The sequence below is a fragment of the Granulicella mallensis genome (assembly GCF_014203225.1).
Taxonomy (GTDB): Bacteria; Acidobacteriota; Terriglobia; order Terriglobales; family Acidobacteriaceae; genus Granulicella; species Granulicella mallensis_A.
Genome location: NZ_JACHIO010000006.1, coordinates 65,510 through 91,899 on the forward strand (window position 1 = coordinate 65,510; position 26,390 = coordinate 91,899).

General features: G+C 60.1%; 18 protein-coding genes. 12 read left to right on the forward strand and 6 right to left on the reverse strand.

What is annotated here, in order from left to right; translation table 11 throughout:
* Positions 1 to 361 precede the first annotated feature (361 nt).
* The 6 genes from HDF15_RS08180 to HDF15_RS26425 are packed head-to-tail and all read left to right on the forward strand — an operon-like array spanning position 362 to position 10,263.
* A complete protein-coding gene (locus HDF15_RS08180; RefSeq protein ID WP_184254503.1) occupies positions 362 to 1,606 on the forward strand; it encodes an efflux RND transporter periplasmic adaptor subunit in 1,245 nt (414 codons plus the stop codon).
* Positions 1,603 to 4,932 carry an efflux RND transporter permease subunit gene (locus HDF15_RS08185; RefSeq protein ID WP_184254505.1) on the forward strand — a complete coding sequence of 1,110 codons (3,330 nt, stop codon included), beginning with the start codon at positions 1,603 to 1,605 and terminating at the stop codon, positions 4,930 to 4,932. The genes HDF15_RS08180 and HDF15_RS08185 overlap by 4 nt, the downstream gene beginning before the upstream one ends.
* Positions 4,929 to 8,060 carry an efflux RND transporter permease subunit gene (locus tag HDF15_RS08190; RefSeq protein ID WP_184254507.1) on the forward strand — a complete coding sequence of 1,044 codons (3,132 nt, stop codon included), beginning with the start codon at positions 4,929 to 4,931 and terminating at the stop codon, positions 8,058 to 8,060. The genes HDF15_RS08185 and HDF15_RS08190 overlap by 4 nt, the downstream gene beginning before the upstream one ends.
* A 35-nt stretch (positions 8,061 to 8,095) precedes the next feature.
* A complete protein-coding gene (locus tag HDF15_RS08195) occupies positions 8,096 to 9,616 on the forward strand; it encodes an efflux transporter outer membrane subunit (protein ID WP_184254509.1) in 1,521 nt (506 codons plus the stop codon).
* 47 nt (positions 9,617 to 9,663) lie between these two features.
* A complete protein-coding gene (locus HDF15_RS08200; protein ID WP_184254511.1) occupies positions 9,664 to 9,948 on the forward strand; it encodes a type II toxin-antitoxin system ParD family antitoxin in 285 nt (94 codons plus the stop codon).
* 3 nt (positions 9,949 to 9,951) lie between these two features.
* Positions 9,952 to 10,263 carry a type II toxin-antitoxin system RelE/ParE family toxin gene (locus HDF15_RS26425; protein ID WP_184254514.1) on the forward strand — a complete coding sequence of 104 codons (312 nt, stop codon included), beginning with the start codon at positions 9,952 to 9,954 and terminating at the stop codon, positions 10,261 to 10,263.
* 363 nt (positions 10,264 to 10,626) lie between these two features.
* Here HDF15_RS26425 and HDF15_RS08210 read toward each other — a convergent pair whose 3' ends face one another.
* Entirely contained in the window at positions 10,627 to 11,559 is a 933-nt protein-coding gene (locus tag HDF15_RS08210; RefSeq protein ID WP_184254516.1) for a glycerophosphodiester phosphodiesterase family protein, read from the reverse strand.
* A 131-nt stretch (positions 11,560 to 11,690) separates the two neighbouring features.
* Between HDF15_RS08210 and HDF15_RS08215 the strand changes: the two genes are divergently transcribed.
* Both HDF15_RS08215 and HDF15_RS08220 read left to right on the forward strand, forming a co-directional pair.
* A complete protein-coding gene (locus HDF15_RS08215; RefSeq protein WP_184254517.1) occupies positions 11,691 to 13,130 on the forward strand; it encodes a hypothetical protein in 1,440 nt (479 codons plus the stop codon).
* Positions 13,131 to 13,153: 23 nt separating this feature from the next.
* Complete coding sequence (locus tag HDF15_RS08220; protein ID WP_184254519.1) at positions 13,154 to 14,251, forward strand: ACP S-malonyltransferase; 1,098 nt, start codon at positions 13,154 to 13,156, stop codon at positions 14,249 to 14,251.
* Between the two features lie 154 nt (positions 14,252 to 14,405).
* On the opposite strand, the gene HDF15_RS08225 is transcribed toward HDF15_RS08220, so the two are convergent.
* Positions 14,406 to 17,234: a pitrilysin family protein gene (locus HDF15_RS08225; protein ID WP_184254521.1), complete on the reverse strand. Its 2,829-nt coding sequence runs from the start codon at positions 17,232 to 17,234 to the stop codon at positions 14,406 to 14,408.
* A gap of 132 nt (positions 17,235 to 17,366) precedes the next feature.
* Positions 17,367 to 18,002, reverse strand: coding sequence for a YceH family protein (locus HDF15_RS08230; RefSeq protein ID WP_184254523.1), 636 nt, complete (start codon positions 18,000 to 18,002; stop codon positions 17,367 to 17,369).
* Between the two features lie 162 nt (positions 18,003 to 18,164).
* On the opposite strand from HDF15_RS08230, the gene mnmG reads away from it, so the two are divergent.
* The 3 genes from mnmG (at position 18,165) to HDF15_RS08245 (ending at position 22,323) form a co-directional block, all read left to right on the forward strand.
* Complete coding sequence (gene mnmG / locus HDF15_RS08235; RefSeq protein ID WP_184254525.1) at positions 18,165 to 20,297, forward strand: tRNA uridine-5-carboxymethylaminomethyl(34) synthesis enzyme MnmG; 2,133 nt, start codon at positions 18,165 to 18,167, stop codon at positions 20,295 to 20,297.
* A gap of 145 nt (positions 20,298 to 20,442) precedes the next feature.
* Positions 20,443 to 20,994 (forward strand): peroxiredoxin, encoded by a 552-nt coding sequence (locus tag HDF15_RS08240; RefSeq protein WP_184254526.1) that lies wholly within the window; start codon positions 20,443 to 20,445, stop codon positions 20,992 to 20,994.
* Between the two features lie 327 nt (positions 20,995 to 21,321).
* On the forward strand, positions 21,322 to 22,323 hold the full coding sequence (locus HDF15_RS08245; protein ID WP_184254527.1) for an SPFH domain-containing protein: 1,002 nt from the start codon (positions 21,322 to 21,324) through the stop codon (positions 22,321 to 22,323).
* A gap of 434 nt (positions 22,324 to 22,757) precedes the next feature.
* Here the strand turns inward: HDF15_RS08245 and HDF15_RS08250 are convergent, their stop codons facing one another.
* Positions 22,758 to 23,318: a TetR/AcrR family transcriptional regulator gene (locus HDF15_RS08250; protein ID WP_184254528.1), complete on the reverse strand. Its 561-nt coding sequence runs from the start codon at positions 23,316 to 23,318 to the stop codon at positions 22,758 to 22,760.
* A 198-nt stretch (positions 23,319 to 23,516) separates the two neighbouring features.
* Here HDF15_RS08250 and HDF15_RS08255 point away from each other — a divergent pair, with 198 nt between their 5' ends.
* Positions 23,517 to 24,062: a carboxymuconolactone decarboxylase family protein gene (locus HDF15_RS08255; RefSeq protein WP_184254529.1), complete on the forward strand. Its 546-nt coding sequence runs from the start codon at positions 23,517 to 23,519 to the stop codon at positions 24,060 to 24,062.
* A gap of 28 nt (positions 24,063 to 24,090) precedes the next feature.
* On the opposite strand, the gene HDF15_RS08260 is transcribed toward HDF15_RS08255, so the two are convergent.
* Positions 24,091 to 24,288 carry a hypothetical protein gene (locus HDF15_RS08260; protein WP_184254530.1) on the reverse strand — a complete coding sequence of 66 codons (198 nt, stop codon included), beginning with the start codon at positions 24,286 to 24,288 and terminating at the stop codon, positions 24,091 to 24,093.
* A gap of 162 nt (positions 24,289 to 24,450) precedes the next feature.
* The gene (locus HDF15_RS08265; RefSeq protein WP_184254531.1) at positions 24,451 to 25,617 is read right to left on the reverse strand and encodes a response regulator; all 1,167 of its coding nucleotides are present in this window, start codon (positions 25,615 to 25,617) and stop codon (positions 24,451 to 24,453) included.
* Between the last annotated feature and the right edge of the window lie 773 nt (positions 25,618 to 26,390).

A 26,390-nucleotide genomic window follows, 5' to 3' on the forward strand; every position in this document is an offset into this window, starting at 1 on the left:
ACCTTCAGCTACCCCTCTGCGTCACTATACCTGCCAGTATGATCAAAGTGTTGCAGGCTGGCCCAAAACAGGCAACACTTGGAGCTTTTCGGCACTGGCTCAACCACAACCTGCTTCACCCCGCATTTTTAGAAATATCCACCGCAGTCGTGACGTACACGGAATGACCGTCCTTCGTTGTAACTCAACCCTATGAAGTAGTAGTCAGTGATAAAAGTTGCTTCCTGTCTCAGGTGTCTGGCAATCTCGGATTGAGACTGATTCAGGCTTTGCAACTGCTGAAAGGGCTCATTCGTCTTTCATATGAAAGACAAAACTGCGTAGTACGATATGATCCTTCGTCCTTGGTCAGGAGACACCGTTGCAATCTGATTCGAATGAGCGCCCGATTATCGGCACCGATCATCAACTACCCGCCCCCCCACCAGAAAAGCCCAAACAAAGCGGAGTGGTGAGGTTGATCGTATGGGTCCTTTTACTCCTCATCTTCGGTGTGGGATTCTTTCTGGTTCTGCGTCACCACGATGAGCCGAAGCCCGCAACCGGGCGCCACGCCGCCGGCGGAACCGCGACGATCACCACCGTCACGGCACAGCAGGGAAACATCGGGGTCTATCTCGATTCCATCGGAACCGTCACGCCCGTCTACACCTCCTCCATCACCAGCCAGGTGAACGGCATCGTCACGGCAGTGCACTATAAAGAGGGTCAGCTCGTGCGCAAGGGCGATCCGCTGATCGATATCGATTCGCGAATCTATCGCGCCAGCCTACTGGAAGCGCAAGGCACCCTGGAGAAGGACCAAGCCGTTCTCGCGCAGGCGCAGATGGACCTGGAGCGCTATCAGGCTGCCTGGGTCAGGAATGCCATTCCCAAGCAGACGCTGGACGATCAGGAAAAGATCGTTCTGCAGGATCAGGGAACCGTCAAGAACGATCAGGGAACCGTCCAGTTCGACCAGATCCAGGTGGACTACTGCCACATCGTCGCCCCCTTCACCGGGCGGGTTGGTTTGCGGCTGGTGGATCCGGGCAATGTCGTTCAATCGACCGGCGGCACGACCCTCGCGGTGATCACGCAGATTCAGCCGATCACCGTCATCTTTACCATCCCCGAAGACAACCTCGGACAGGTACAGCCTGCGCTGCGCAAGAAGGCCAAGCTGGACGTGGATGCCTATGACCGGACGGGCCTGAAGCAGATTACGAGCGGCAGCCTGCTGACCCTGGACAACCAGATCGACACGACGACCGGAACCGTAAAGGCCCGCGCTTCGTTCGACAACAAGGACTCTGTTCTCTATCCCAACGAGTTCGTGAATACCCGCCTGCTCGTAAACACCCTGCAGAACGCTACGCTGGTGCCGACCTCGGCCATTCAGCATAACGGCCAGGTGGCGTTTGTATACGTCATCCAGGACAACCTCGCCCACCTGAAGAACGTCAAGGCAGGTGTGACCGACGGCGATACCACCGAAGTCACCGGCATCAATCCGGGAGATGTTCTGGCTGACAGCAGCTTCGACAAGCTCCAGGACAAGGCCAAGGTCGTCATCTCCAAACAACCGGTTCCGACCAGCGGCGCCACTGGGAGTACCGCTCCTTGAGTCCTTCACGCCCATTTATTCTCCGTCCTGTTGCGACGGCGCTGCTGATGGCGGCAATTCTGCTGGTTGGCATTGTCGGTTATACGCAGCTCCCCGTCTCCGCGTTGCCGGAGGTCGATTATCCGACGATCCAGGTGCTCACGTTCTATCCGGGCGCAAGCCCGGACGTCATGGCGACCACGGTCACCGCTCCGCTTGAACGGCAGTTCGGCGAGATGCAGGGCCTGAGCCAGATGACCTCCACGAGCGCCGGCGGCAACTCGGTGATCGTGCTGCAGTTCAACCTGAGCCTGAACATCGATATCGCGGAAGAAGAGGTACAGTCGGCGATCAATGCCGCGCAGAGCTTCCTCCCCGCGAACCTGCCGGCACCGCCGATCTACAGCAAGACGAACCCCGCCGACGCTCCCGTACTGACCCTGGCGGTTACCTCCAACACAATTCCCCTCTCGCAGGTGGAAGATCTCGTCGACACCCGGCTGGCGCCTAAGATCTCGCAGCTTAGCGGCGTAGGCCTCGTCAGCATCAGCGGCGGCCAGAAGCCGGCCGTTCGTATCCAGGTCAATCCGACCGCGCTGTCTTCCTACGGAATCAACCTCGAAGACCTCCGCACGGCGGTCTCGCAGTCCAGCGTCAACGCCGCCAAGGGCAACTTCGATGGCCCCCGGCAGGATTACCAGATCGACGCGAACGACCAACTCGTTACCAGCGACGACTACAAGAAAGTTGTAGTGGCGTATCGCAATGGCGCACCGGTCATGCTGACCGACGTCGCCAGCATCATCGATGGCGTGGAAAACACTACGCAGGCAGCCTGGATGAACCAGACGCCGGCCATCATCCTCAATGTGCAGCGACAGCCCGGCGGCAACACCATCAGCGTCGTCAAGAGCATCAAGGCCCTGCTGCCACAACTGGAAGCGAACCTGCCCAAGGGCATACAGGTCACCACACTCACCGATTTGACGACTCCCATCCAGGCGTCCGTCGATGACGTTGAGTTTGAACTGATGCTGACGATCGGACTGGTCGTCCTCGTCATCTTCCTCTTCCTGCGCAATCTGTACGCCACGATCATCCCGAGCGTCGCCGTGCCCCTGTCGCTGGTCGGCACCTTCGCGGCGATGTACGCCCTGGGATACAGCCTCGACAACCTATCGCTGATGGCGTTGACCATCTCGACAGGTTTCGTCGTCGACGACGCGATCGTCATGGTGGAGAACATCTCGCGCTACCTGGAAGAGGGCGAATCGCCGATGCAGGCCGCGTTGAAGGGCGCCGAGCAGATCGGCTTCACCATTCTCTCGCTGACGGTCTCGCTGATCGCCGTGCTGATTCCGCTGCTCTTCATGGGCGATGTCGTTGGCCGTCTCTTCCGCGAGTTCGCCGTCACCCTGGCCGTCACCATCGTGATCTCCGCCGTGGTCTCGCTGACGCTCACGCCGATGATGGCTTCGCGCATCCTGAAACACGATCCCGAGGCTACCCAGGGACGCTTCTATCAGGCATCAGAGCGTGTCTTCGAGTGGATGATCGCGTTCTACGGACGCACGCTGAGCTTCGTTCTACGGTTTCAGACAATCACTCTTTTCGTTGCACTCGCGACGCTGCTGCTCACGGTCTACCTGTACATCATCATCCCCAAGGGCTTCTTCCCTGTACAGGACACCGGCGTCATCCAGGGCATCTCGCAGGCTCCTCCCACCATCGGCACGAAGGCCATGGCGAAGAAGCAGCAGGACCTGGCCAACATCATTCTTCAGGACCCCGCGGTTGAGAGCCTGTCTTCCTTTATCGGCCCCGACGGCACCAACACCACGCTCAACAGTGGTCGCATGTCGATCAACCTCAAGCCACTCGAGCAGCGCAGCCTGAGCGCTTCGGACGTCATCCGCAGACTCCAGTCGAGCCTGAGCAAGGTAGACGGCATTCAACTCTTCATGCAGCCGGTGCAGAACATCACGGTCGATGACCGCGTCAGCCGCACCCAGTATCAGTACACGCTGGAAGATCCCGACCAGAACGAACTCAACGACTGGACGGCCCGCTTCGTGACGAAGCTGAAGCAATTACCTGAGCTGGAAGATGTGGCTACCGATCAGCAGATGGGCGGCCTCGCCGTATCCCTCGTGCTGGATCGTCCCACGGCTTCCCGCATGGGCATCGCTCCTACGACCGTCGATAACACGCTTTACGACGCCTTCGGTCAGCGGCAGATCAACACGATGTACACGCAGTTGAATCAGTACCACGTGATTCTCGAGGCCCAGCCGCAGTTCCAACTCGACCCCAACAAGCTGAATCACCTGTACATCCAGTCCAACGCCTCTTCAGGGGCCAGCGGAGCGGGCGCTTCCACCTCTTCGGGGAACGGCTCCACTTCAGCCGGATCGAATGCCCTTACCGGCTCCGCGCTCTTCACGCCTTCCGCCAATACCCTCTCACCGGCAGTCAACGCTCTTACTTCGAGCACGGCGGCTTCCAGTGGCGGCGCGACCTCGGCCGGTACGACCAGCTCGTCCTTCGGCAGCCCCGTTCCGCTCAGCGCCTTCTCGCACTTCGAGACCACGACCGAAGCGCTCTCCATCGCGCACCAGGGACAGTTCCCGTCGATCACCGTCTCCTTCAACCTGGCTCCGAATGCCGCTCTCGGCGGCGCCATCGACGCCATTACCAAGGTACAGAAGGACATGCACATGCCGGCCAGCGTACAGGCCGACTTCCAGGGTACCGCCGCCTCTTTCAGGAACTCGCTCTCCAACGAGCCGCTTCTGATCCTTGCAGCCCTGGTGACCGTTTATATCGTTCTGGGTGTTCTGTATGAGAGCTTCATTCACCCCATCACGATTCTGTCGACACTTCCTTCGGCCGGTGTAGGAGCCTTCCTTTCGCTCATCCTCTTCCACCAGGATCTGAGCGTCGTGGCCATTATCGGTATCGTGCTGCTCATCGGTATCGTTAAGAAAAACGGCATTATGATGGTGGACTTCGCCCTGGAGGCGGAGCGGCACCACGGGAAGAACTCTACCGAAGCGATCTACGAGGCCTGCCTCCTGCGCTTCCGTCCGATCATGATGACGACGATGGCGGCGCTGCTCGGCGGCCTTCCGCTGGCGTTCGGGCACGGCATCGGATCCGAACTGCGCAGGCCTCTCGGTATTGCGATGGTGGGCGGCTTGATGCTCAGCCAGGTACTGACGCTCTACACGACCCCGGTTATCTATATCTTCTTCGACAACCTGGCGAAGCGCTTCTCGCGCAAGCCCAAGGAAGACCACGTTGAGCCCCACAACGGCGATGCCCCTCAACCGGCAGGCCTGTCATGAGTCTCTCCACTCCGTTCATCCATAGGCCGGTAGCCACAACGCTGCTCACGATTGCCGTGGCGATCGCCGGAGCCATCGCGTTCCAGGTGCTGCCGGTCTCCCCCTTGCCCCAGGTGGACTTCCCTACCATCTCTGTCGGTGCCAGCCTTCCGGGCGCCAGCGCCGACATCATGGCGTCGTCCATTGCGACCCCCCTCGAGCGGCAGTTCGGCCACATCGCCGGCGTGACGGAGATGACCTCGTCCAGCAGCCTGGGCGCGACCTCGATTACCATCCAGTTCGACCTGAGCCGCAATATCGATGGCGCGGCGCGCGATGTGGAGGCAGCCATTAATGCTGCCCGCACCTATCTGCCCACCAACCTGCCCAGCAACCCGACGTATCGCAAGGTCAATCCGGCCGATTCGCCGATCATGATTCTGGCCCTGACGTCCGACGTCTACGGCCCGGACAAGCTCTATGACGAAGCTTCCACCGTCATGGAGCAGAAGCTGTCGCAGATTGAGGGTGTGGGACAGGTGAGCGCCGGCGGCGGTGCCCTGCCCTCGGTCCGCGTCGAGGTCAATCCAACCAAGCTCGCCAGTTACGGCCTGGCCATGTCGGACTTGCAGTCTGTCCTGAGCCTGCAAAACACCAATCTCGCGCGTGGCCAGATCACCAATGGCGACGCCAGCGCCGACATCATAGTGAACGGCCAGATCTCGCATGCCGTGGAGTACCAGCCGCTCATTGTCGGGTACCACAACGGGACGGCGATCCACCTGTCCGATGTGGCCGATGTCGTCGACTCCGTGCAGAACGTGCGCGCCGGTGGCTACCTGAACGGCAAACGCGCCATCGTACTCATCGTCTTCCGGCAGCCGGGCGCCAATATCATCGATACGGTCGACCGTATCGATGCGCAGATGCCCTCGCTCCAGGCTACGATCCCGCGGGGCATCACCATCACGAAGGTCCTGGATCGCACCACAACGATTCGCGCCTCGGTCGATGACGTCGAACAGACGCTGATTCTGTCCGTCTGCCTGGTCATCGTGGTGGTGTTTATCTTCCTGCGCAACGGCCGGGCGACGCTCATTCCTGCCGTGGCGGTTCCGGTTTCGCTGATCGGCACCTTTGCGATCATGTACCTCTGCGGTTACAGCCTCGACAACCTGTCGCTAATGGCCCTGACCATTTCGACCGGGTTCGTGGTGGATGACGCGATCGTCGTGATGGAGAACATTACACGCCATATCGAAGACGGCGTGAAACCCTTCGCGGCAGCGCTGAAGGGGGCACAAGAGATCGGCTTTACCGTGGTGTCCATCAGCATCTCGCTCATTGCGGTCTTTATTCCACTGCTACTGATGGGCGGAATCGTGGGCCGTCTCTTCCGCGAGTTTGCCGTGACGCTCTCTACCGCCATCCTGGTATCGATGGCCGTCTCCCTGACCACAACGCCCATGATGTGCGCCTATCTCCTGAAGAGCGAGCACGACAAAAAACATGGCCGCCTCTATATGGCGATGGAGGGAGCTTTCGATTGGGTCCTGAACATCTATCGAAAGAGCCTGCATTGGGTGCTGGGAAATCCGGGGCTCACCCTCACCGTTCTGTTTTTGACCATCGCGCTCAATGTGGTCATCATCCTCAAGATCCCCAAGGGCTTCTTCCCGCAACAGGACACAGGTACGCTGTCGGGAGCCATTCGCGGACCCCAGGATGCTTCCTATCCGGTGATGAATGCCTCTCTGCTACAGGCTGAGGAAGTCATCAAGAAAGATTCATCCGTTCAGAACGTGATCGGCTTTACCGGGGGCCAGGGCGCGACCAACACCGGAAATATCTTCGTCATTCTCAAGCCGTTGAATATCCGGAAGATCGGCGCCCCGGACATCATCAACCGCCTGCGCGCGCCGCTGAACAAGCTGACCGGAGCCTCTACCTTTCTCCAGGCATCGCAGGATCTACGCATCGGTGGCCGCTCCAGTAATGCGCTCTATCAATACACGATCGAAGCCGACAATGTGACCGACCTCCAGACCTGGGGACCGAAGCTGCTGGAGCAGATGACGCATCTTCACGGCCTTCAGGATGTGAGCTCCGATCAACAGAACGGCGGTCTCGACGAGTTGCTGTCCTACGATCGCGTGACGGCGGCAAAGCTCGGCCAGACGGCCCAGTCGCTGGATAATGGCCTGTACGGAGCCTTTGGCCAGTCGGAAGTTTCGCTCATCTATACGCAGTTGAACCAGTACTATGTTGTGCTCGAAGTCGCCCCGCAATACTGGGCCCACCCAGAAGGGTTGGAGAATATCTACTTCCACGACGCCTCGAGCAGCAGCAAGACCGCAAGCGGCAACACGCCGCTCTTCACCATGGCCAGAGCCAGCGCCAATACGACTCCCCTGGCGCTCAACCATACCGGGCTCTTTCCTTCGGTGACGGTGTCGTTCAATCTCGCGCCGGGCGTTTCGCTCAGCGAGGCCACACTGGCCATCGAGCAGATGCAGCAGAAGCTCGGTACGCCCTCGTCGATTCAGGGCTTCTTTGCCGGAACGCTGCAGGCCTACCAACAGTCGCTCGGCACCGAGCCGGTGCTGGTGTTGACGGCCCTGATCGCGGTCTATATCGTTCTGGGCGTACTGTATGAGAGCCTGATGCACCCGCTCACCATCCTGTCCACCCTGCCTTCGGCCAGTGTGGGCGCCATGCTGGCGCTGATGCTCTTCAAGGAAGACCTGAACGTCATCTCGATCATAGGCATCGTTCTCTTAATCGGTATCGTTAAGAAGAATGCCATCATGATGATCGACTTCGCCCTGCAGCAGGAACGCGAAGGCGGAATGAATACGGAAGACGCCATCTTCGAAGCCTGCATGCTGCGTTTCCGCCCGATTCTGATGACCACCATGGCGGCCCTCTTCGGCGCTCTTCCCCTGGCCTTTGGAACAGGCACGGGATCCGAGCTTCGCCGGCCGCTGGGTATCACCATCGTCGGCGGCCTGATCGTCAGCCAACTGCTTACGCTCTACACGACTCCGGTCGTCTACCTCACACTCGACAAGCTGCGTCTTCGTATGTCGGGCAAAGAGCACGACGATTTTCATGCCACGGATGGCCTCGCGGCCTCCGCATCAGAGTAATTTGAAGAATCTGAAGAATTAATGGATAGGAAACTATGACTACCTTCCGTCAATATGCCGCTATTACCTCTGCTGCCGCAGTCCTGCTGCTGGCAGGCTGCAGGGTCGGCCCCAAGTATCACGCGCCGCCTGCGATCGCACAGGCCCCTCCGGCCACCTACAAAGAATCGCCAACGCAGTTTCCCGGCTCCGATGACTGGAAGGTCGCACAGCCGCAGGACGCCATGCTGCATGGCAAGTGGTGGGAGATCTACAACGACCCCGAACTCAATGCGCTTGAAGACAAGCTGAACATCGACAACCAGAACATCAAGCAGTTCTTCGAGAACTTCATGGAAGCGCGAACGCTGATCGCACAGGCCCGCTCCCAGCTCTATCCCACGGTCGGCACATCGCCGGCCTACACTCGTTCCGGCACTTCTGCGAACCTGACAACGGCAACAACAGCAGGCGCTGGGGTCAATCACACCTCAACCCTCGCATCCCTTCCCTTCGATGTCTCCTGGGCGCCGGACCTGTGGGGCAAGGTACGCAACACCATCAGCGAGCAGCAATATGCAGCCCAGCTAAGTGCTGCCGACCTGGAGAACGAACGTCTTACCGAGCAGGCCACGCTGGCGATCACCTTCTTTGAGATTCGCGGTCAGGACGCCTTGCAAGGCGTTCTGGACCAGACTGTAGAAGCCGATAAAAAGGCGCTGGACCTGACGCAGTCGCAGTACGACACTGGGGTTGGCGATAAGATCTCGGTCGTCGAGGCCAGGAACACGCTGCAGAACGCCCAGGCGGCGGCGACTAACGTCGGCCTACTGCGCGCGCAGTACGAGCATGCCATCGCCGTGCTGATCGGAACGAACCCGTCCAGCTTCTCCATCCCTGTAAAGGCCCTGGACGCCGCTACGCCCGCCATTCCTATCGGGGTTCCGACTCAGTTGCTGGAACGCAGGCCGGATATCGCCGCAGCAGAGCGGAATATGGCCTCGGCCAACGCCCAGATCGGGATAGCCTATGCCGCTTACTATCCCACGTTGACGCTTAGCGCTTCGGGAGGTCTTGAGAGTTCCGCCTGGAGCCATCTCTTCGACTGGTCAAGTCGCTTCTGGTCGGTTGGCCCAGCGGTATCCGAGACCATCTACGATGGCGGCCTGCGCCGCGCCACCGTCAACCAGTTCATCGCCACCTACAACGCGGACGTCGCCAGCTACCGCCAGACGGTTCTTACCGCGTTCCAACAGGTGGAGGACTCTCTATCTTCAACACGCATCCTGTCCCGCCAGATTCAACAGCAGCAGGACGCTGAAAAGTCAGCGCAGGAGTCTCTCAACCTGGAGATGGGACGCTACACCACGGGTATTGATCCTTACATCGATGTCGTGACAGCGCAGACCACGTTGCTATCGGACCAGCAGACCCTCGCCACGCTGCACACGCAGGTGATGACGTCCTCGGTGCAGTTGATCGAGGCTCTCGGCGGTGGATGGGATCGTTCGCAGTTGCCTACGCCTGCGGATGTGTCGAAGAAGTTGACCAAGGACGAGACGACGATTCAGAAGTAACTATGCGTGCTAACGAAGGCGCATAATTAATTCAGGAGACCTCCGCGATGGCTATGTTGCGCCAGTTGAACATCACGCTCCCTGAAGAGACCCTGCGTATGATCGAATCCAAAGTTGCGTCAGGCGAGTACAAAGATCCCAGTGATGTAGTTCTTGAAGGGCTCTCTCATCTGGAAGAGCATGACAAGGAACTTGAGCATTGGCTTCGTACTGAGATAGTCGCGCGATGCGAAAGCATGACTGCAGATCCCTCCCGAGGATTGACCCTTGAAGAGGTGCGTGCGGATCTCGCCGATGACGAAGTTTTTGAAGAATTCCGTAAGGCAAGTTGATTCTTGTATCGAATCATCTTTGCACCTGAAAGCCGTGATGATCTTCGAGAGCTTCGGCGCTACATTGCCAGGGAAGCTTCGCCGCGCATCGCGGCAAGGTACGTCGATAGGCTCTTAGTATTTTGCCAGGGATTATCGCTCGCACCACACCGTGGTGAACAAAGGATCAGCACGCGGCCAGAAATACGAACGATTGGTTTCGAACGCCGCGTGTCGATAGCATTCCTTGTCTCCGACGAACAGAAACTCGTAACGATCTTGGGTTTCTTTTATGGTGGTCGAAGCGCTGAGTCATTAGCGAGGAAAAAGCCCTAATGTCCCTACCCAAGCTTTTGCTAACAGAGGGCTGAAGGCCGGACATATCGGTAATACCACTGATAGATCGGGTCTTCAGCCCTTTATCTTTGGTATCTGAACCACCACAGAAATGTCATCCTGAGCGAAGCGTCCCTGCCTTTGGGGACGCGCAGTCGAAGGGCCCCGAAGGTTGCAATCTTGCCCATACCCTTCACACCTTTTAGATCTCAAGCGCTCGAGCCTGGACGTTCGTGCTGGAAAGGGTCTAGCAGCAAGGGCAAGATCGAGTCCCTCGGGGTCCTTCGACTTCGCGCCTCGCAAAAAGCGCGAGGCGCTACGCTCAGGATGACGTCTCTGTGGGAACGCTAACGAGACAGCTAGCTACGGGTGCAACGGCGGGTTCTGCGCGCGCAACCACCGCAGAAGACCCGCCGGATCGTCCGTGATGATGGCATCCACATGCGCGTCGGCCATCTTCTTCCAGCCCTCTTCCGTATTCACCGTATAGGGAGCGACCTGTACGCCTAGCTTGTGGGCTGTCGCAACTTCCTCGGGCGTTACCAGGCTCTGGTCCGGGCTCAGGATCTCCGCTCCGGTGATCCTGGCGATATGCGCGAAGCTCTTGTCCGAGTCCGTGATGCCCATCATCACGTCATACTTCGACTGCCCGAAGAGCGCCGACAGACGGATCTTCGGGTCCAGCTTTCGCATCGCTACCAGCGTCCGGAAGTCGAAGCTCTGCAGGATCACGCGCGACTCCAGATGATGCCGTTTCACAGCCTCGTCGATCATCTGCACGAACACCTCTGGAGAGGGGGTGATCTCCGGGCGGTTCGGGAAGATCTTCGTCTCGACGTTGTACTGGAAGTTCCCCTGCGAAGCGAGATTCAGCACCTCTTCAAAGGTAGGGATGGTCGTATGCGGAACCGCTACCTGATGCGGGAACGCCGGCAGCGTCTTCGATCCGCAGTCGTACTTCTTCAACTCGGCCAGCGTGAGCGAGTGAATCAAGGTTCCCGGAGGTACTGCGGGTCCGATGCACTGCCGTTCGTTCGCCAGGGCCTCCGCCATGCGCGGATCGTCCGAGTGCACCTGCGTCAGATAAGGCGAGTGCGAGACGACCAGGACGTTGTCCTTGGTCACGGCCAGGTCCAGCTCGAGGACATCGGCTCCCTGCTGGATGCCGTACTCAAACGACGGGATCGAGTTCTCCGGCCGCGCCGCGCGTCCTCCGCGATGGGCATGAACCAGGATGGTCTGAGCGGGCACAGGAATGACTCCAAGAAGCAAAAGGGCTGCAAATTTAGTGAACATGCGGAAAGCTTCAGCCCCTTCCGTTACAGGGTGATTAACCGTCTGTCTACAGCCTTCGGCAAAATCTATCATCCCGGCAGGACAATGGGCTACGATCTACGAAACGCCGTTTCCCGGCGTCCGATGAGAACATGCCCAGGCGACCTTATCTTCGCGGCCCGTCTCTGCTGGCGGTGCTCCTCGCCGTGCCGCTGTATGCGCAGACGCATCGCGTGGCGGCCCCGGAACGCGTAACGCGGGCCGTTGCAGTCTACGAGTGGACGGGCGATCTAGCCAAGCCCACGGCTGCCCGGCTTGTCCCGGTATCTCTGTTCATTGACGGCCATCTCGAAGATGCAGGAGTGTATCTCACGCGGCCTCTGCCCTTCGCGCTGCAGACAGGCACCGTGTATTCGGTCGAAGAGGCAGGCCGCTCCGAAGGCACCGTTGGACTCGACTACGCGCGCGACGTCGTCACACGGCGCTCTGCTACGGACGACAACCCGGTAAGCGCCTGGTTCGGATATGGCAGCTTTGTGCCGACACCTGCCGAGCCCAAGGCCCCTGCCCTGCATGCCTCTGCGCATCCTGTACCGGTTGTCAGCAGCTCAGACCCCGACCGGCCGCACTTTGTCACTAGATCTTCCTCGGGCAGTACGCCCGCCAGCACAGGTTCGGATACGTCAAAGCCGGCGGAGGACGATCCCGACAGACCACACATGAAGCGCCGAACGGACAGCACCTCCGACACTCCCGCTACAACCTCAACAGGCAATGTCCCCGCCGACGATCCCGACCGCCCCACCCTGCGTCATCGCGACCCCAAGCAGGACGCCCAGCGTCGCAAGGCAGACAGCGGTTCAAGCGTTACCGGCATGAACACCTCGCTGAACGACGACCCCAACCGCCCGACGATGCGCCGCGGGAAACCGGCAGGGATCACCCCACCGGCTGAACTCAACAACCTGCCGCCCAATCTGCACCAGGTCGCTGCCGTCTCCGATGCGGCGAACCGCGAGCCTCATCTCTTCACCCGCGAATGGACCGCTCCCACAGAGCGCGCCGAAACCACCCTTCAGTTCGAGGCGCTGGCCCAACCGCGCCTTGCAGCCTACATTGAAACCAATCACCTCAGCCTGCCTGCTCCCCCTGCCGTACCTGCGGCAGCGCCTAAACTATCGCCAAAGAAAAATCCTCGTCGCAGCGTGGCGAAGCCATCCACACCGCAACCGCCCCCGCCGATTGCGCTCTCCAGCGAGCAGCTCACGCCCTACACGCTGAGCTACGATGGCCTGCCCACGTTCGTCTATACGGCAGAGGCGACCCTCGCTACGGGTGGACCGGTCTATCTCACGCTGGTCGCGCAACGTCTGCCCTCGGGCGATCTGCAGATCGCCCTCAGCTCCGTCACCGATGCCGGGCATCTGGATCGAACGCCCTGGATGCGGCTGGTCGACGCCGTCGATCCCGACGCCGGACATCGCGCCAGCCTGCTCTTCGAGCTGCGGGCGCAATCGACACGGCAGTTCGCGCTCTACCGCCTGACCTCTGCCGAGGCTGAACAGCAGTTCGTCAGCGGCGTGATTCAGTAACGCCGAATCGCTACACTAAGAACATGACTGTCGAAACTCCCGCATCGCAGACCGAACGCAAGATCGCACTTCTCTTCCCCGGACAAGGCTCACAGACCGTCGGCATGGGCCGTGCACTGTACGACACCTTCCCCGCAGCTCGCGCGGTCTTCGAAGAGGCCGATGACGCCCTCGGCTTTGCGCTCTCGAAGGTCATCTTCGAAGGCCCGGAGGACGAGCTCAAGCGCACCGAGCACACCCAGCCCGGGATCCTGACCGTCTCGATCGCAGCCCTGCGCGTGCTGGAGCCGGAGTTGAAATCTCGCGGCCTGTCTATCGCATTCGCCGCAGGCCACTCCCTCGGGGAGTACTCCGCGCATGTGGCCGCAGGCACCTTCGGCTTCGACGACGCAGTGCGCACCGTGCGACTGCGCGGACAGTACATGCAGTCCGCCGTGCCTGCGGGCCAGGGAGCCATGGCCGCCATCCTCGGCCTGCCCGTGGAGCAGATCAACGACATCTGCGCGCGCGTCGCCGACGACCTGACGCAAGCTCCGCCCCAGGACCCCGGCAATCCCAGCACCCAGGCCGCTGCTGCGGTGGACGCCCTTGCCGATCCCAATAACCCGGCCAGCACCCCGGTCGAAGCGGCCTCACGCGTCAGCGCCGTCGTCGCCCCCGCCAATATCAACTCACCCGATCAGATCGTGATCTCCGGCACCACGGCGGCTGTCGAACGCGCCGCCGAGCTCTGCAAAGAAGCCGGAGCCAAGCGTACCGTGATGCTTTCGGTCAGCGGACCCTTCCACTCCGCGCTCATGCAGCCCGCGCAGGACGAACTCACCAGCCGTCTGGAATCCATCGCCTTCAACGATCCTGTCTTTCCTATCGCGGCGAATGTGGATGCCCGCCTGATGACTCGCGGTTCCGAAGTTCGCGACGCGCTCATCCGGCAGGTGACTGGAGCCGTGCGTTGGGTGGAGTGCATCCAGTTGCTCCAACAGAGCGGCGCGACGAACTACATCGAAGTCGGCCCGGGCAAGGTGCTCAGCGGCCTCAACCGTCAGATCGACCGTGCGCTCGCGACGACGAACGTCGAAGATCCTGCGAGTTTGGAAAAGACGCTGGCCGTGTTTGCTTAGCGCATTACGTTTTTCGTCGTCATCCTGAGCCTACGGCTCAGGATGACGACGAAAAACAAGATCTCGGACACATAACATCCTCTTCAAAACATGGTGCATTCAAACAGAGAGGCGCGCCCCGGGGGGCGCGCCTCTCTGTTTGCCGCAACGGCCGCTACTTCGCGTCCGTCACCAGCTTTCCATTGATATCCCGCACCTCGACCGGTCCGAGGCCTGCATCCTTCAACTGCGGTTCGATCTTGGCACGATCACCCGCAGCCACGATGATGAGTTCGTCCGGATGCACGTCCTCCTTCGCAACCCGCTCCACCTCCGCCGCCGTTACCGCGCGATACTTCTCGGGCAGCGTGGCGTAGTAGTCGAGAGGACGGTCATAGAGGAAGATCGAACCCATGGACGAGGCGATGGATCCGGTGGTTTCAAACTGCCCGGGCAGGGACTGGATGCGGGCCGTCTTGGCTTCGTTCAGTTCAGCTTCCGTCGGTGGTGTGGAGGGGAAACGCCTGATCTCGGTCATCAGCTCCTTGGCTGCCGGGCCCGTAACGTCGGTACGAACCAGACCGCCAGCCTGGAAGGGGCCGCCGCCGCGATACAACGAGTAATTGGAGCTGGCCCCATAGGTATAGCCATGGACCTCGCGCAGGTTCATGTTGATACGGCTGGCGAAGCTGCCACCGAGCACGTAGTTCATCACCTGCAGGGGCTGGAGATCCGGCGAGTTGCCCGGTACACCGAGACCATAGGCGATGAGCGCCGACTGCGGAGCACCCGGCTTATCCACGATGACGACATGCGTAGGCGTCAGGGTAGGCGCGGACGGCAGCGTAATGGCCGCTGTCGCCTTGCCCGTCCACTTGCCGAAGTACTGCTCGGCGAGCTTCCTGGCCTCGGCAGGCGTAACGTCTCCCACCAGGACCAGCGCGGAGTCGGCCGGGCCGTAGTGGTCCGCGTAGAAGCCGGTTACGTCATCACGCGTAAGTCCGGTGACACTCTCGTTCGTGCCGGTCTGGGAGTGGCCATAGGGCTGGTCTCCGTAGACCAGCTTGGGGCCGACGCGCTGCGCCATAGCCGAGACGGAGTCCGTCTCCTGCTGGATGCCGATCAGACGCTGCTTGCGCAGCCGATCCAGATCCTCGACCTTGAAGGCAGGATGCTCGACCACATCCGACAGGAGATCGAAGCCTTCGCGGGTGTGATTGGTGAGCACCGTCATCGAAGCAGTGGAGCCGTCCATCGAGGAGCCGACACCGATGCGCGTACCGATACGCTCCTGCGCATCCGCGAGCTGCTTGAGGTCACGCGTGGTTGTCGCCTCGCCCATGGTCTGGGAGGTCAGCGAGGCCAGGCCTTCCTTGCCGGACGGATTATTTTCACTGCCGGCACGCGCGACCAGGGTGGCCGAGAGCACAGGAAGCGATCTTTCCTCGACCACGTAGACCTTCAGGCCGTTAGCAAGGGTAAAGGTTTGCGGCACGGGCAGATGCACGGTGACCGGAGGACCAGCCTTGGGCACCGTCTTACGCCACTCCTGCGCCGTCTCGAATTCGGGCTTGTAGGGATTGGTGATCTTTACATTCGCATCGGTGTCTTCGGGGCTGCGCGGCACATCGTCGAGCACCTTTTTGCCGGGGACGCAGTAGACCACGACAGCGGTGTCCTTCGTAAGATACCGGGCTGCAGCCCCCTTGGTGCTGGCAACGGAGACCGCCTCAGCCGCGGCGATATCCTTCGGCAGATAGCCGGGATCGCCGGTGTACTGGTTGTACTCGTCCAGGGTGTCGGCAATGCCTCCGAAACCGCCCAAACGCTGCAGACCGTTGATCTTCTGCGTGAGGCTGCCGGCCTTCGCGGCCTCCACCTCGGCTGCTGTGGGACCTTCAGTCTGAAGCTTGGCGATCTCTGCCCAGACGGTGGCTTCAAGGTCTTCCAGCTTTACACCGGGCCTGGCCGTGACGGAGCACTCCGCGGTACCGTTGAGTTTGTTGGGGCGGCTGTAGCAGGTGACGCTCTGCGCAACCTGCGTCTTGTAAACCAGCGCCTCATCGAGACGGCTGGCCTTGGCGCCACCGAGCGCGAAGATGGCCGCCTCGACGTCATAGGAGCCAGGCGTATAGGCCGCAGGGGTGAGCCAGGCGATCGTGAGCTGCGGCAGCTTGACCGTATCGGTAACGGTCTCGCGACGCTGCGAGGTGATCGGCGGCGTCACCACGGTGACGGGATCGACCTTTGGACCCGCCGGAATCGGGCCGAAGTACTTCGTCAGCAGCTCCTTGAGCTTGGCGGGATCGAAGTCGCCGGCGATGGCGATCGAAGCGTTGTTCGGCGTATAGAACTGCTGGTGGAAGTCGCGGATGTCGGCGATGCGGGCGGCTTCGATGTCCGCATGCGAGCCGATCACGTCTCCGTAGTAAGGATGTCCCTTGGGATAGAGCAGGTGCGCGACAGCTTCGTCGGCAGCGGCGTAGGGACGGCCCTCACCCTGGCGACGTTCGTTGCGGACGACGTCGCGCTGGTTGCGCAGCAGATCGCGGTTCAGGCCCTCCATGAGGAAGCCCATGCGATCGCTCTCCAGCCATAGCCCGAGTTCAAGCTGGTTGGCCGGCAGCGTCTCGAAGTAGTTGGTGCGGTCGAAATCGGTGGTTCCGTTGACGTCCGTCGCACCCGCGCCCTGCACAAACTTGATATGGGCCTTCTCACCGACGTGCTCGGAGCCCTCGAACATCATGTGTTCGAAGAGGTGGGCAAACCCCGTGCGGCCGGGACGCTCATTCAACGGCCCCACGTGGTACCAAAGGTCTACCGCGACCAGCGGCAGCCGGTGATCTTCATGCGTGATGACCTTTAGCCCATTGGGCAGAGTGTAGGTCTCGTATTTGATCTCCGGCAGCTTGAGCTTGCTGTTTGTCTGCGAGATTGCAGACCCGCCTATCGCAAAGCACACGGCCATCGCCGCTGCCAGGCCCTTCTTTAAGTCCATTGACATCACGATTGCTCTCCTAGGAAAAATAGAACTCCACAGCCCAGACGTAGCAGACACCACGAAATGCGCGTTCTTCAGAATAAGCCGATAGCCAATAGACGGTCTTCAGCACAACAGGTCATGACAAAGAAAAGATTATTCCTGGCCAACCGTGCCGGAACCTTCAAGGGCCGTTAGCCGCTCCTCCAGCGAGCGCACCAGCTTCTCCAGCTCTTCCACGCGCTGCGAAAGATCTGCATGGGGAGCCTCGCTTTCGCGCGGTATGAACGCCGTAGCCTCACTAACCGCTCCCGACAACAGGTGCGCCCACCGTACTTCGCGTGCGCCGGGCTGCCGTTGCAGGCTGACCGTGAGTGGCTCCTCGCGTGTGGCCAGCCGCTCCAGTGTTGCAATCACTGCCGCGTTGTCGTCGAACGAGTACAGCCGCTCCGCCCGGGCGCGCAGCTCCGCCGAGGTCTGCGGCCCGCGCAACAACAGCAGGCAGATCACGGCAAACTCGTCGCGACGCAGGTTCAGGCCATCGCGCGTGCGGTTCTCAAACTTTGAAACGCGCGTATCCGCCAGAGTTCTGACCAGCCCCAGGCCCTCAAGATCGAACAGGGCCGTGCGCACGTCTGCCTCCCCGAGTTCCATGACCGGATCGCGACTGCTCTTCTGGTTGCAGGCGTTCACCAGCGCGTTCAAAGAGAGCGGATAGTACTCCGGCGTGGTGATCTCTTTTTCCATCAACGCGCCCAGCACACGTGCCTCGACTACATTCAGTTCGACCATGCCTCCATGCTACCGAAGCCAAGGCTTTAAACGCAGAGGGCTCAGGGGCCAGGGCTCAGGGGCCAGAATGCTTGCTGAACCCTGAACCCTGAACCCTGGGCCCTGGGCGTTTAAAGCCTCGGTACCGGAGAGACGGCATAAGTCCCGTAAAATAGAAGTGCTGTGAGTTTCTCGGAACAATTCGACGTTCTCGTCGTGGGCGCAGGCCATGCCGGCTGTGAAGCCGCGGTTGCTGCTGCCCGCATGGGCCTGCGCACGGCACTCTTTACCCTGAACCTCGACCTGATCGCGCAGATGTCCTGCAACCCCGCTATCGGCGGTGTTGCCAAGGGCCACCTGGTGCGCGAGGTCGACGCTCTCGGCGGCATCATGGGCGAGGTCGCCGATGCCTGCGGCATCCAGTTCCGTCTGCTCAACACCTCACGCGGCCCCGCCGTCTGGAGCCCCCGCGCCCAGTGCGACAAGGCCCTCTACCGCGTGAAGATGCGCGAGAAGCTCGAAAGCATTCCGAACCTGTTTATTAAGCAGGCGGAAGTGGTCGATCTGGTGATCGTCAGCGAGTCTGCGGACCAGCAAGTCAGCAAGTCAGCGAGTCAGCAAGTCAGCGAGTCAGCCTTGAAGGGGACGGGCTTCAGCCCGTCCGTTCAGGCCATTCCTGTCGTAGGGGCTTTAGCCCCGGAGGGAAGGCCCCGGATTACTGGGGTCAAGCTTCGTGACGGCCGCACCATTGCTGCGCGCTCGGTCATTGTTACCACCGGCACCTTTCTCAACGGCCTCATCCACTGCGGTGAACAACAGTACACCGCAGGACGCTCCGGCGAGCCCGCCAGCGTGCTCCTCGGCGAGTCGCTCAAGAAGCTGGGCCTGCGCGAGACTCGCCTGAAGACCGGCACGCCTCCGCGCCTCGATGGCCGCACCATCGACTGGGGCAAGTTCGAAGAGCAGCCCGGCGACACTGACCCCACGCCCTTCAGCTTCCGCAGCGCTCCTACGGATGGCGAACCTACGTGGACTCCCCCCCTGCGCCAGATCTCCTGCCACATCGCGACGACTACGCCTGAGACGCTGCAGCTCATCCGCGACAACGTGCACCGCTCGCCGATGTTTACCGGGCAGATCGAAGGCATCGGCCCGCGCTACTGCCCGTCGATCGAAGACAAGATCGTTCGCTTCCCCGATAAGACCTCACACCAGTTCTTCCTCGAACCCGAGGGCCTGAACACGCACGAGGTCTACATCAACGGCATGAGCACCTCGCTCCCGATGGAGGTGCAGGCCGCCATGGTGCACAGCATCCCCGGTCTCGAAAACGCCGAGATGCTTCGTCCCGGCTACGCCATCGAGTACGACGCCATCGACCCGACCGAGCTCGACCGCACGCTGCGCGTCAAGAAGTTCGAGGGCCTCTACCTCGCCGGACAGATCAACGGGACCTCCGGCTACGAAGAGGCTGCCTGCCAGGGACTGATGGCCGGCATCAACGCGGCGCTGCACGCCAAGGGCACTGCGGAGACCTTCACCCTCGACCGCACCGAGGCTTACACCGGCATCCTGATCGACGACCTGATCTCCAAGGGCACCGACGAACCCTACCGCATGTTCACCTCGCGCGCCGAGTTCCGCCTGCACCTGCGCATCGACAACGCCGACTCACGCCTGACCCCGCACGGCCGCCAGCTCGGCCTCATCGACGACACGGCCTGGGGCAACTTCGAAGCCAAGCAGGCTCGCGCCGCGGCCTTCACACGCCTGCTCGAGACCACCCGTCTGACCGACGGCGACCTGCAAGCCCTCGAAGCTCAAACCCTCGTAGCTCTTAGCTCCTCAGAGCCCTCCACGGCACAGACCTACACCCGTGGCGACCTCTTCTCGCAGCTCCTGAAGCGTCCGGCCATCACCATCGAGCAGCTCCTCCCCCTGCTGGTCACGCGCATGGGCACGGTCTCCGAGTTTGCTCCCTGGCTCTCCGCACTCACCGCGGCTAACTACCCGCAGACGCTTCCTGCCTGGGTTCGCAATGAGATGAAGACGGTTGAGACCGGCATCAAGTTCGCCGGCTACCTTGCACAGCAGCAGCGTTCGATGGAGCGCCTGCGCAAGGACGAGGCGCGCGCCATCCCCGACTGGTTCGACTACCGGGCCTGCTCCGGCCTCTCCCGCGAGATGGTCGAAAAGCTCAGCCGGGTTCGTCCCTCCACGCTCGGCCAGGCCAGCCGCATGTCCGGCGTCACCCCGGCGGCAGTCACACTCATCCAGTGCCTTCTCGAAATAGAACTCCGCGGCCGCACCGCCTGAACGCTACCCTTCCTGCGTTTGTGACAGTCTAAACGCAATCGACGCGGCTGACTGAACGGCGCGTAGATAGGGCCAAAGACTTTACAATTCCCCACTTATCACTTGCCGAGATGCGGTTCAAATAGGGTTTTCTATAGGAGTTCTTATGACGAGTTTTCGTTCGATTGCAGTATCTGCGTTTGCCTTGTTTCTAGTCGGTTCACCTGCCGGCTTGTCCCGAGCACAACATGCGCCCACGAGCGAAACGCTGCACGCACCAATATTAAAAAGTGAGGCAATCCAGGCTCCACGGTTCATATTTCGTGATATGGACGGCAAGACGCACCGCCTATCAGAGTTTCGGAACAAAGTAGTAGTGCTGAATTTCTGGGGCACATGGTGCCCGGGGTGCGTGCTGGAGATGCCGACGTTACAAGCGCTGTACGATCGTTATCACGCCGACCCCAAAGTGGCCTTCCTGATCGTTTCCGGGTTGGACGCCCCGCAGAAAGTTAAGACATTTCGGGAAACCAGGCAATACACACTGCCCATGTATATTTTGGAGAACGACCCGCGCCCCAAGGGACTGGATGGGGGTGCCTGGCCAGCGACGTATCTCATCTCGGGCGATGGGATCATCCGTGCTGAGTTGCAAGGTAGCGGCAATTGGGCTGATCCATCGGTGCCTAAGCTTATCGAGCGATTGAAGAAAATGTAAGGGCCAGGTCGATAGGAGCCAGCTCGTAAGGTCTAACCAGTTCCAAATGATCTGTTTCATTCAAGTGCCCTGGATGACACTTTGCCTTTCATCCAGGGCGCGCAGGTATAGATCACATTAAAGGATCGCGTAGCCGCATCGGCTCCCCCTGGCTCCTCCGCACACCAGTTTCATAAGATCGAGCTGAAAATCGCGCCCCGCTCCGGTCACTCTCGAATAAACCTCCTGTTACCTTTCAGTAACACTTCAAGTAGTCCTTGAGCGGGGTGTTAACTCTCCTGGTTCCTCCAGGGAGTATGCTTGGGCTCGTACCGAAAGGGTTCTTTCATGCCGCTCGTTGTGATCTTCTTCGCCATCATTGTGTTCTTCTTGCTGGTCACTCTTCTCAAGACCCTCTATACCGTCCGTACCGCGACCGCCGGCGTCGTCGAACGCTTCGGCAAATTCAATCGCATCACGCGACCGGGACTGCACTTCCTTATCCCGTTCGGCGAGCGCGTCTACTTCGTCGACCTGCAGGTCAAGCAGGCACAGTTCTCGGTTGAGACCAAGACTCGCGACAATGTCTTCGTACAGATCCCCGTCAGCGTGCAGTACGTCGTGCTCGACGACAAGATCTACGACGCGTTCTACAAGCTCAGCATGCCGCAGAAGCAGATCGAGAGCTTCGTCTTCAACTCGATCCTCGGCCACGTGCCCAAGCTCACGCTCGACGAGACCTTTGAGCAGCAGTCCGGCATCTCCGTCGCCGTCAAGGTCGAGCTCGACGCCATCATGTCCGGCTTCGGCTTCAACATTCTCACCGCGCTGGTCACCGACATCATCCCCGACGTCAAGGTGAAGGCCGCGATGAACGACATCAACGCCGCCCAGCGCGCGCAGGTCGCGGCACAGGCCCGCGGCGAAGCTGAAAAGATCCTCAAGGTAAAACAGGCCGAGGCCGAAGCGCAGTCGAAGGCGCTCCAGGGTCAGGGTATCGCCGCCGAACGTCAGGCCATCATCGACGGCCTCTCGGCTTCCATCGAACACTTCCAGCAGGGTGTTCCGGGCGCTACCTCCGAAGACGTCATGGCGCTCGTTCTGCTCACGCAGTACTTCGATACGCTGCGTGACATCGGCACCCGTGGCGGCACCAACACGCTCTTCCTGCCCAATAGCCCCGGCGCAGCCAGCGAGTTCCAGACGCAAATCCTGGCAGGGCTGCGTGGAGGCCACACACCCGCACCGGGTATCGACGCAGCGCGGGCTGTCCTTCCGCCACGTCCTACGAATCCGCCAGCCCCGCCGGTAGGGACTCCCGGGACGCCTGATCCTTATACCGGGCAGTAGTTCTCTCTACGCCACCGCTGTTTTGCCTCGCCTCTGTTTTGAAGGGGCGGGGTTGAACAGGCACGGAAAAGTCCGCATTTGATCTTTAGGGCCAAGGGCCCATTTCATACCAGCCTGGGGCAAAGCGAACCCAGGGTCACCACGCAATAGCGTGGTGGCTTGGGAGCGACGCCCCAGGTTAACGCCGGAGTAGAAGTTGAGGGCTGTAAGCCCGACTCATCTTTTGTGCAGACACGATGAATCGGGCTTACAGCCCTCTGCCTTCTTGAAGACCCTGCACCTGGGGCTACGCTTGCAGCGAGCTAGAAACCGCTCGCTGCTGCGCTCCACCCCAGGCTGGGATGAAACGGGCCCTTGGCCCTAAAGATCGAGACGCTCTTTCAAGCTAAGTGTTTTCCGCCGCCTCTGAAGCCCCGCCCTTTCAAAACAAAACATTAGGCTTCCGTCAAAAGATCCGGCAGGAGCTTGAGCGTCCGTTGAAACGGCGCGTTGTCGCCAAGGGCTCGCGCGACGACCAGCGAGCCTTCAATCCTTACGATGGCCTCTTCTGCGCGGAGACGAGCGAGGCTGAGCGACATACCGCTCTCCCGCGCGATCTCTGTAAAGGCCTTCAGCCATGCCTGCGTCACGTTGCGCAACATCGTCTTGAGATCTTCGCCGCCGCCTGCAATGGACAACATATTGATAGCGCATGGCTTGGAGCCATCGCAATAGAAGTCGCGCAGCTGCTCCACAACCACCGTGACACGCTTGCGTGGAGGGCCTTCAGCCTTGAGAGCGGGAAAGAGATGCTGTTCGAACCCCTGGACTACCCGAGTAGCCACCGCCATCACAATCTCTTCTTTGCCGCCGGGATACCGGTAATAGAGGCTGGCCTTTTCCAATCCGGTCGCTTCGGACAACCGGCTCAGGCTTACCCCCTCGTATCCATAGGTACGGAACAAGTCCAAAGCCCGGTCCAGGAACTCTTCGTCGCTGATCGTTCGGTGTGCCATGGCCCTTCCCCCAGTCTTTAATGTATTCCGATCGTTCGGTTGACACATTTAAACCTGTCAGGAATTTGATGGCACTCGCCACGAATCGGTTCTAATCCGCTCCCAAAAGAAAATGAGAAACTTTTGTAACTATACCGATCGTTCGGTATCTAAAGAGATGAAACATAGACCAGCCCACAGGGCTTCAGGAGAAACACCATGTCACGTCTCAATACAGTCGACCCGAACAACGCAACCGGAAAAGCAAAAGACCTGCTCGATGCCGTAAAGGGCAAGCTGGGAATCGTCCCCAATATGACCAAGGTGATGGTGAACTCGCCTGCCGTGCTGGAAAGTTATCTTGGATTCAGCGGAGCACTCAACGGCGGCCTGCTCGATGCGCAGACGCGTGAGCAACTTGCCCTGGCGGTCTCACAGGACAATCGGTGCGACTACTGCCTCTCCGCTCATACCGCGATTGGAAAGATGGTGGGACTGACCCCGCATCAAGTCCTCGAAAGCCGCAAGGGCAACGGAACTACGCCACGCATCACGGCGGCACTGGTCTTCGCCAAGCGCGTCCTTGAGACTCATGGTCAGATCGGCGAGAGCGACCTGACGGCCGTACGCGATGCCGGTTTCAATGACGGCGAGATCGCGGAGATCATCGCTCACGTGGCGCTCAATGTCTTTACCAACTACTTCAATATCGCTACCGAAGTGGACATCGATTTTCCGAAGGTCTCCTTCAACGAAGTCGCCTAAGGTCTGTGAAGGATAGAGGCAGGGGCGGCTACTTCGCCTCCCCTGCCTTCTCCTTCGCAATCTGCTCGGAGTGTTGGTGCGCTTCCATCGAGTACTCTTGCGCGCGCCTGGACTGCTCATGAGCGGCAAGATGGTCGTTCTGATTGTGCGAAGCGGCTGCGGCCTCGTGTGCGTGGGCGGCCTGCATATGGCGTTCGGCAGCCGCTGAGTGTTGGGTGGTTGGCATGGAAGAGTCTCCTTGCCTGCTTGGATGCCGTTCTATCAAGACGCGGTTTCTCCACTGCGAACAGGAAGCAGGTTCCCTTCGGGAATGACAACCAGAAAAGCAATAGCGCTTCATGCTGGCATCTCTGCCAGGCATGAAGCGCTGTTTGCTGTTTCTTAGTTCCTAGTAGTTGTAGTTAACTTCTTCGCCCTCTTCGACGCTGTATCTCCGCAGAAGATTCGGCAGGTTCTGCGAGAATGCTGCGCGAGGCATGACCGCATCGCAGCCAGCCTCTACGGCCTTGGCCTTGAGGTCGCCCTGCAGATGCGAAAGGAATCCTACGATCGACACCGAGCGCTTCAACTTGGTCTTGAGCTTCGGAATCAGCGTGAGCGGCTTCGCATTCGTGTTGTTCAGGTCGAAGACAATCAGAGCAGGCTTGTTCTCATCGCCGCCGCTGGTCAACGCTGCAATCGCCTCTTTGTCGTTCTTGAGGAAGGCAACCTTGACTCCCTGCTTGCGTGCCGTCTCCTGAATCTTGGCGATAAAGAAGAGCTCTTCGATGAAGAAGTAGATGTGCGTCTGTGCATCCTCAGGGATCGGGATTGGACGCGGCATCGAGTGATCGATGGGCTGCGAATCGCCCTGATGACGATGGCCTCCACGCCGGCCATTGGAGTGCATCTGAATGGTCGAAGGCGGGCCGTCTGCAAAGTTGCCATTCACTTCGCGGTAGCTGTGGTCCATCGGACCAACAAAGCCGCGCTCTTTGCGCTGCTGCTGACCGCCGCCACTCTTACCTTTGCGCTTGAAACCACCGCCATTGCCGAAGTTGTCCGGACGATAGCCGTTGCTCTGGCCGGTGCTGGCGGGGGCCTCTGCGCGAAAGTCGTTGCCGGGGTTTTCGCTGCGGCCTGGACGGCGTTCGCGATCACGGAACTTCTTCTTCCAGCGCTTGGCGCCAGGTCCCTGGCCCTGCGGCTGGCCAGCGCCCTGGCTTTGACTGCCCTGGCTGTTCTGGTTTTGCTTGCGAGGCTGCTGCGGTTGTTGTTGCGGCGCAACGGCGGCGGCGAGGGCAAGGCTCTCGCCTTCCATCACGATGGGAACGACCGGCACCGGCGAACCTTCGCCGTCGGCCGCGACCACGCCATCAACACCTGCAACTTTAATCTTCCGCTTGCGGCGGCGGCGGCGGCTGCTCTTGCTCAGTCCCATGCCGGGAGGGGCAGACGCTCCATTGTTACCGTTTTCGCTGCTGTCGTTGCTGTCGAAGTCGTTGCCGAAATCGCCACCGTCGAAGTCGTCCGCCGCCTGATGCGACGGAGCGTCCATTACATTCTGCTCTGACATGGTGCTGTTGGTTCCCCTTGCAATTGGGTGCTTGAAGCGAACTCTTCGGAGACAAAGCCCATGCACGATTCCGCGTATCCGGCATCCCGAAGAGGGAGCGGACGACAGACAGCCCGTGGGTAGTTCCTAGGAGACGGTCTCAAACGTTGACTCAAATTAAAGGCCTGAACATCGTTGCCGATCGGTGGTTTCCAGCGTCGGAATGCCTCAGACACTGCTCTCACCCGGCCCATTCGCCAGCCTTGGCGAACGGTTTTGTGCATTGCATCGCTGCTTCTCTGCCCTGTCTCAATTCAGGGCTGTGCGGCATCGAGAGGAGTCCGGCCAAATCCTGCCTGGACTCAAAATCCCTTACCTATTGTCCTTACCTGTCCCTATACCGTCTTTTGTATCCGGCTCAATCCAGCAAGCGCACAGCTCATTCCGGTTGATTTGCCAGAAGGCCAACCCGCATAACCCGAGGTGTAAAACCTCCGGCGTTTCGCTTCATCCTCCGGCGTAAACCGGCAACCCTCCGGATAAAGCCCCATCCGCGTGCCAAACATAGCGATACTACGCCCGGAACTCAAGATGCGCAAGCCTGTTCTGCCGATCAAACCTATCTTTTCGAGGAAAGTGCACTCCAGAAAGGTGTTAGGCCGCTTATTGGAGGCAAATCGCGGTACAACATTTGATGGGTTTAGGAGGTTGCAGGACGCAAGAACATCACTTCAACAACTTCATAAGGTGCAGAAAAAGTCCGTATTTTGATCTTTAGGGCCAAAGGCCCGTCT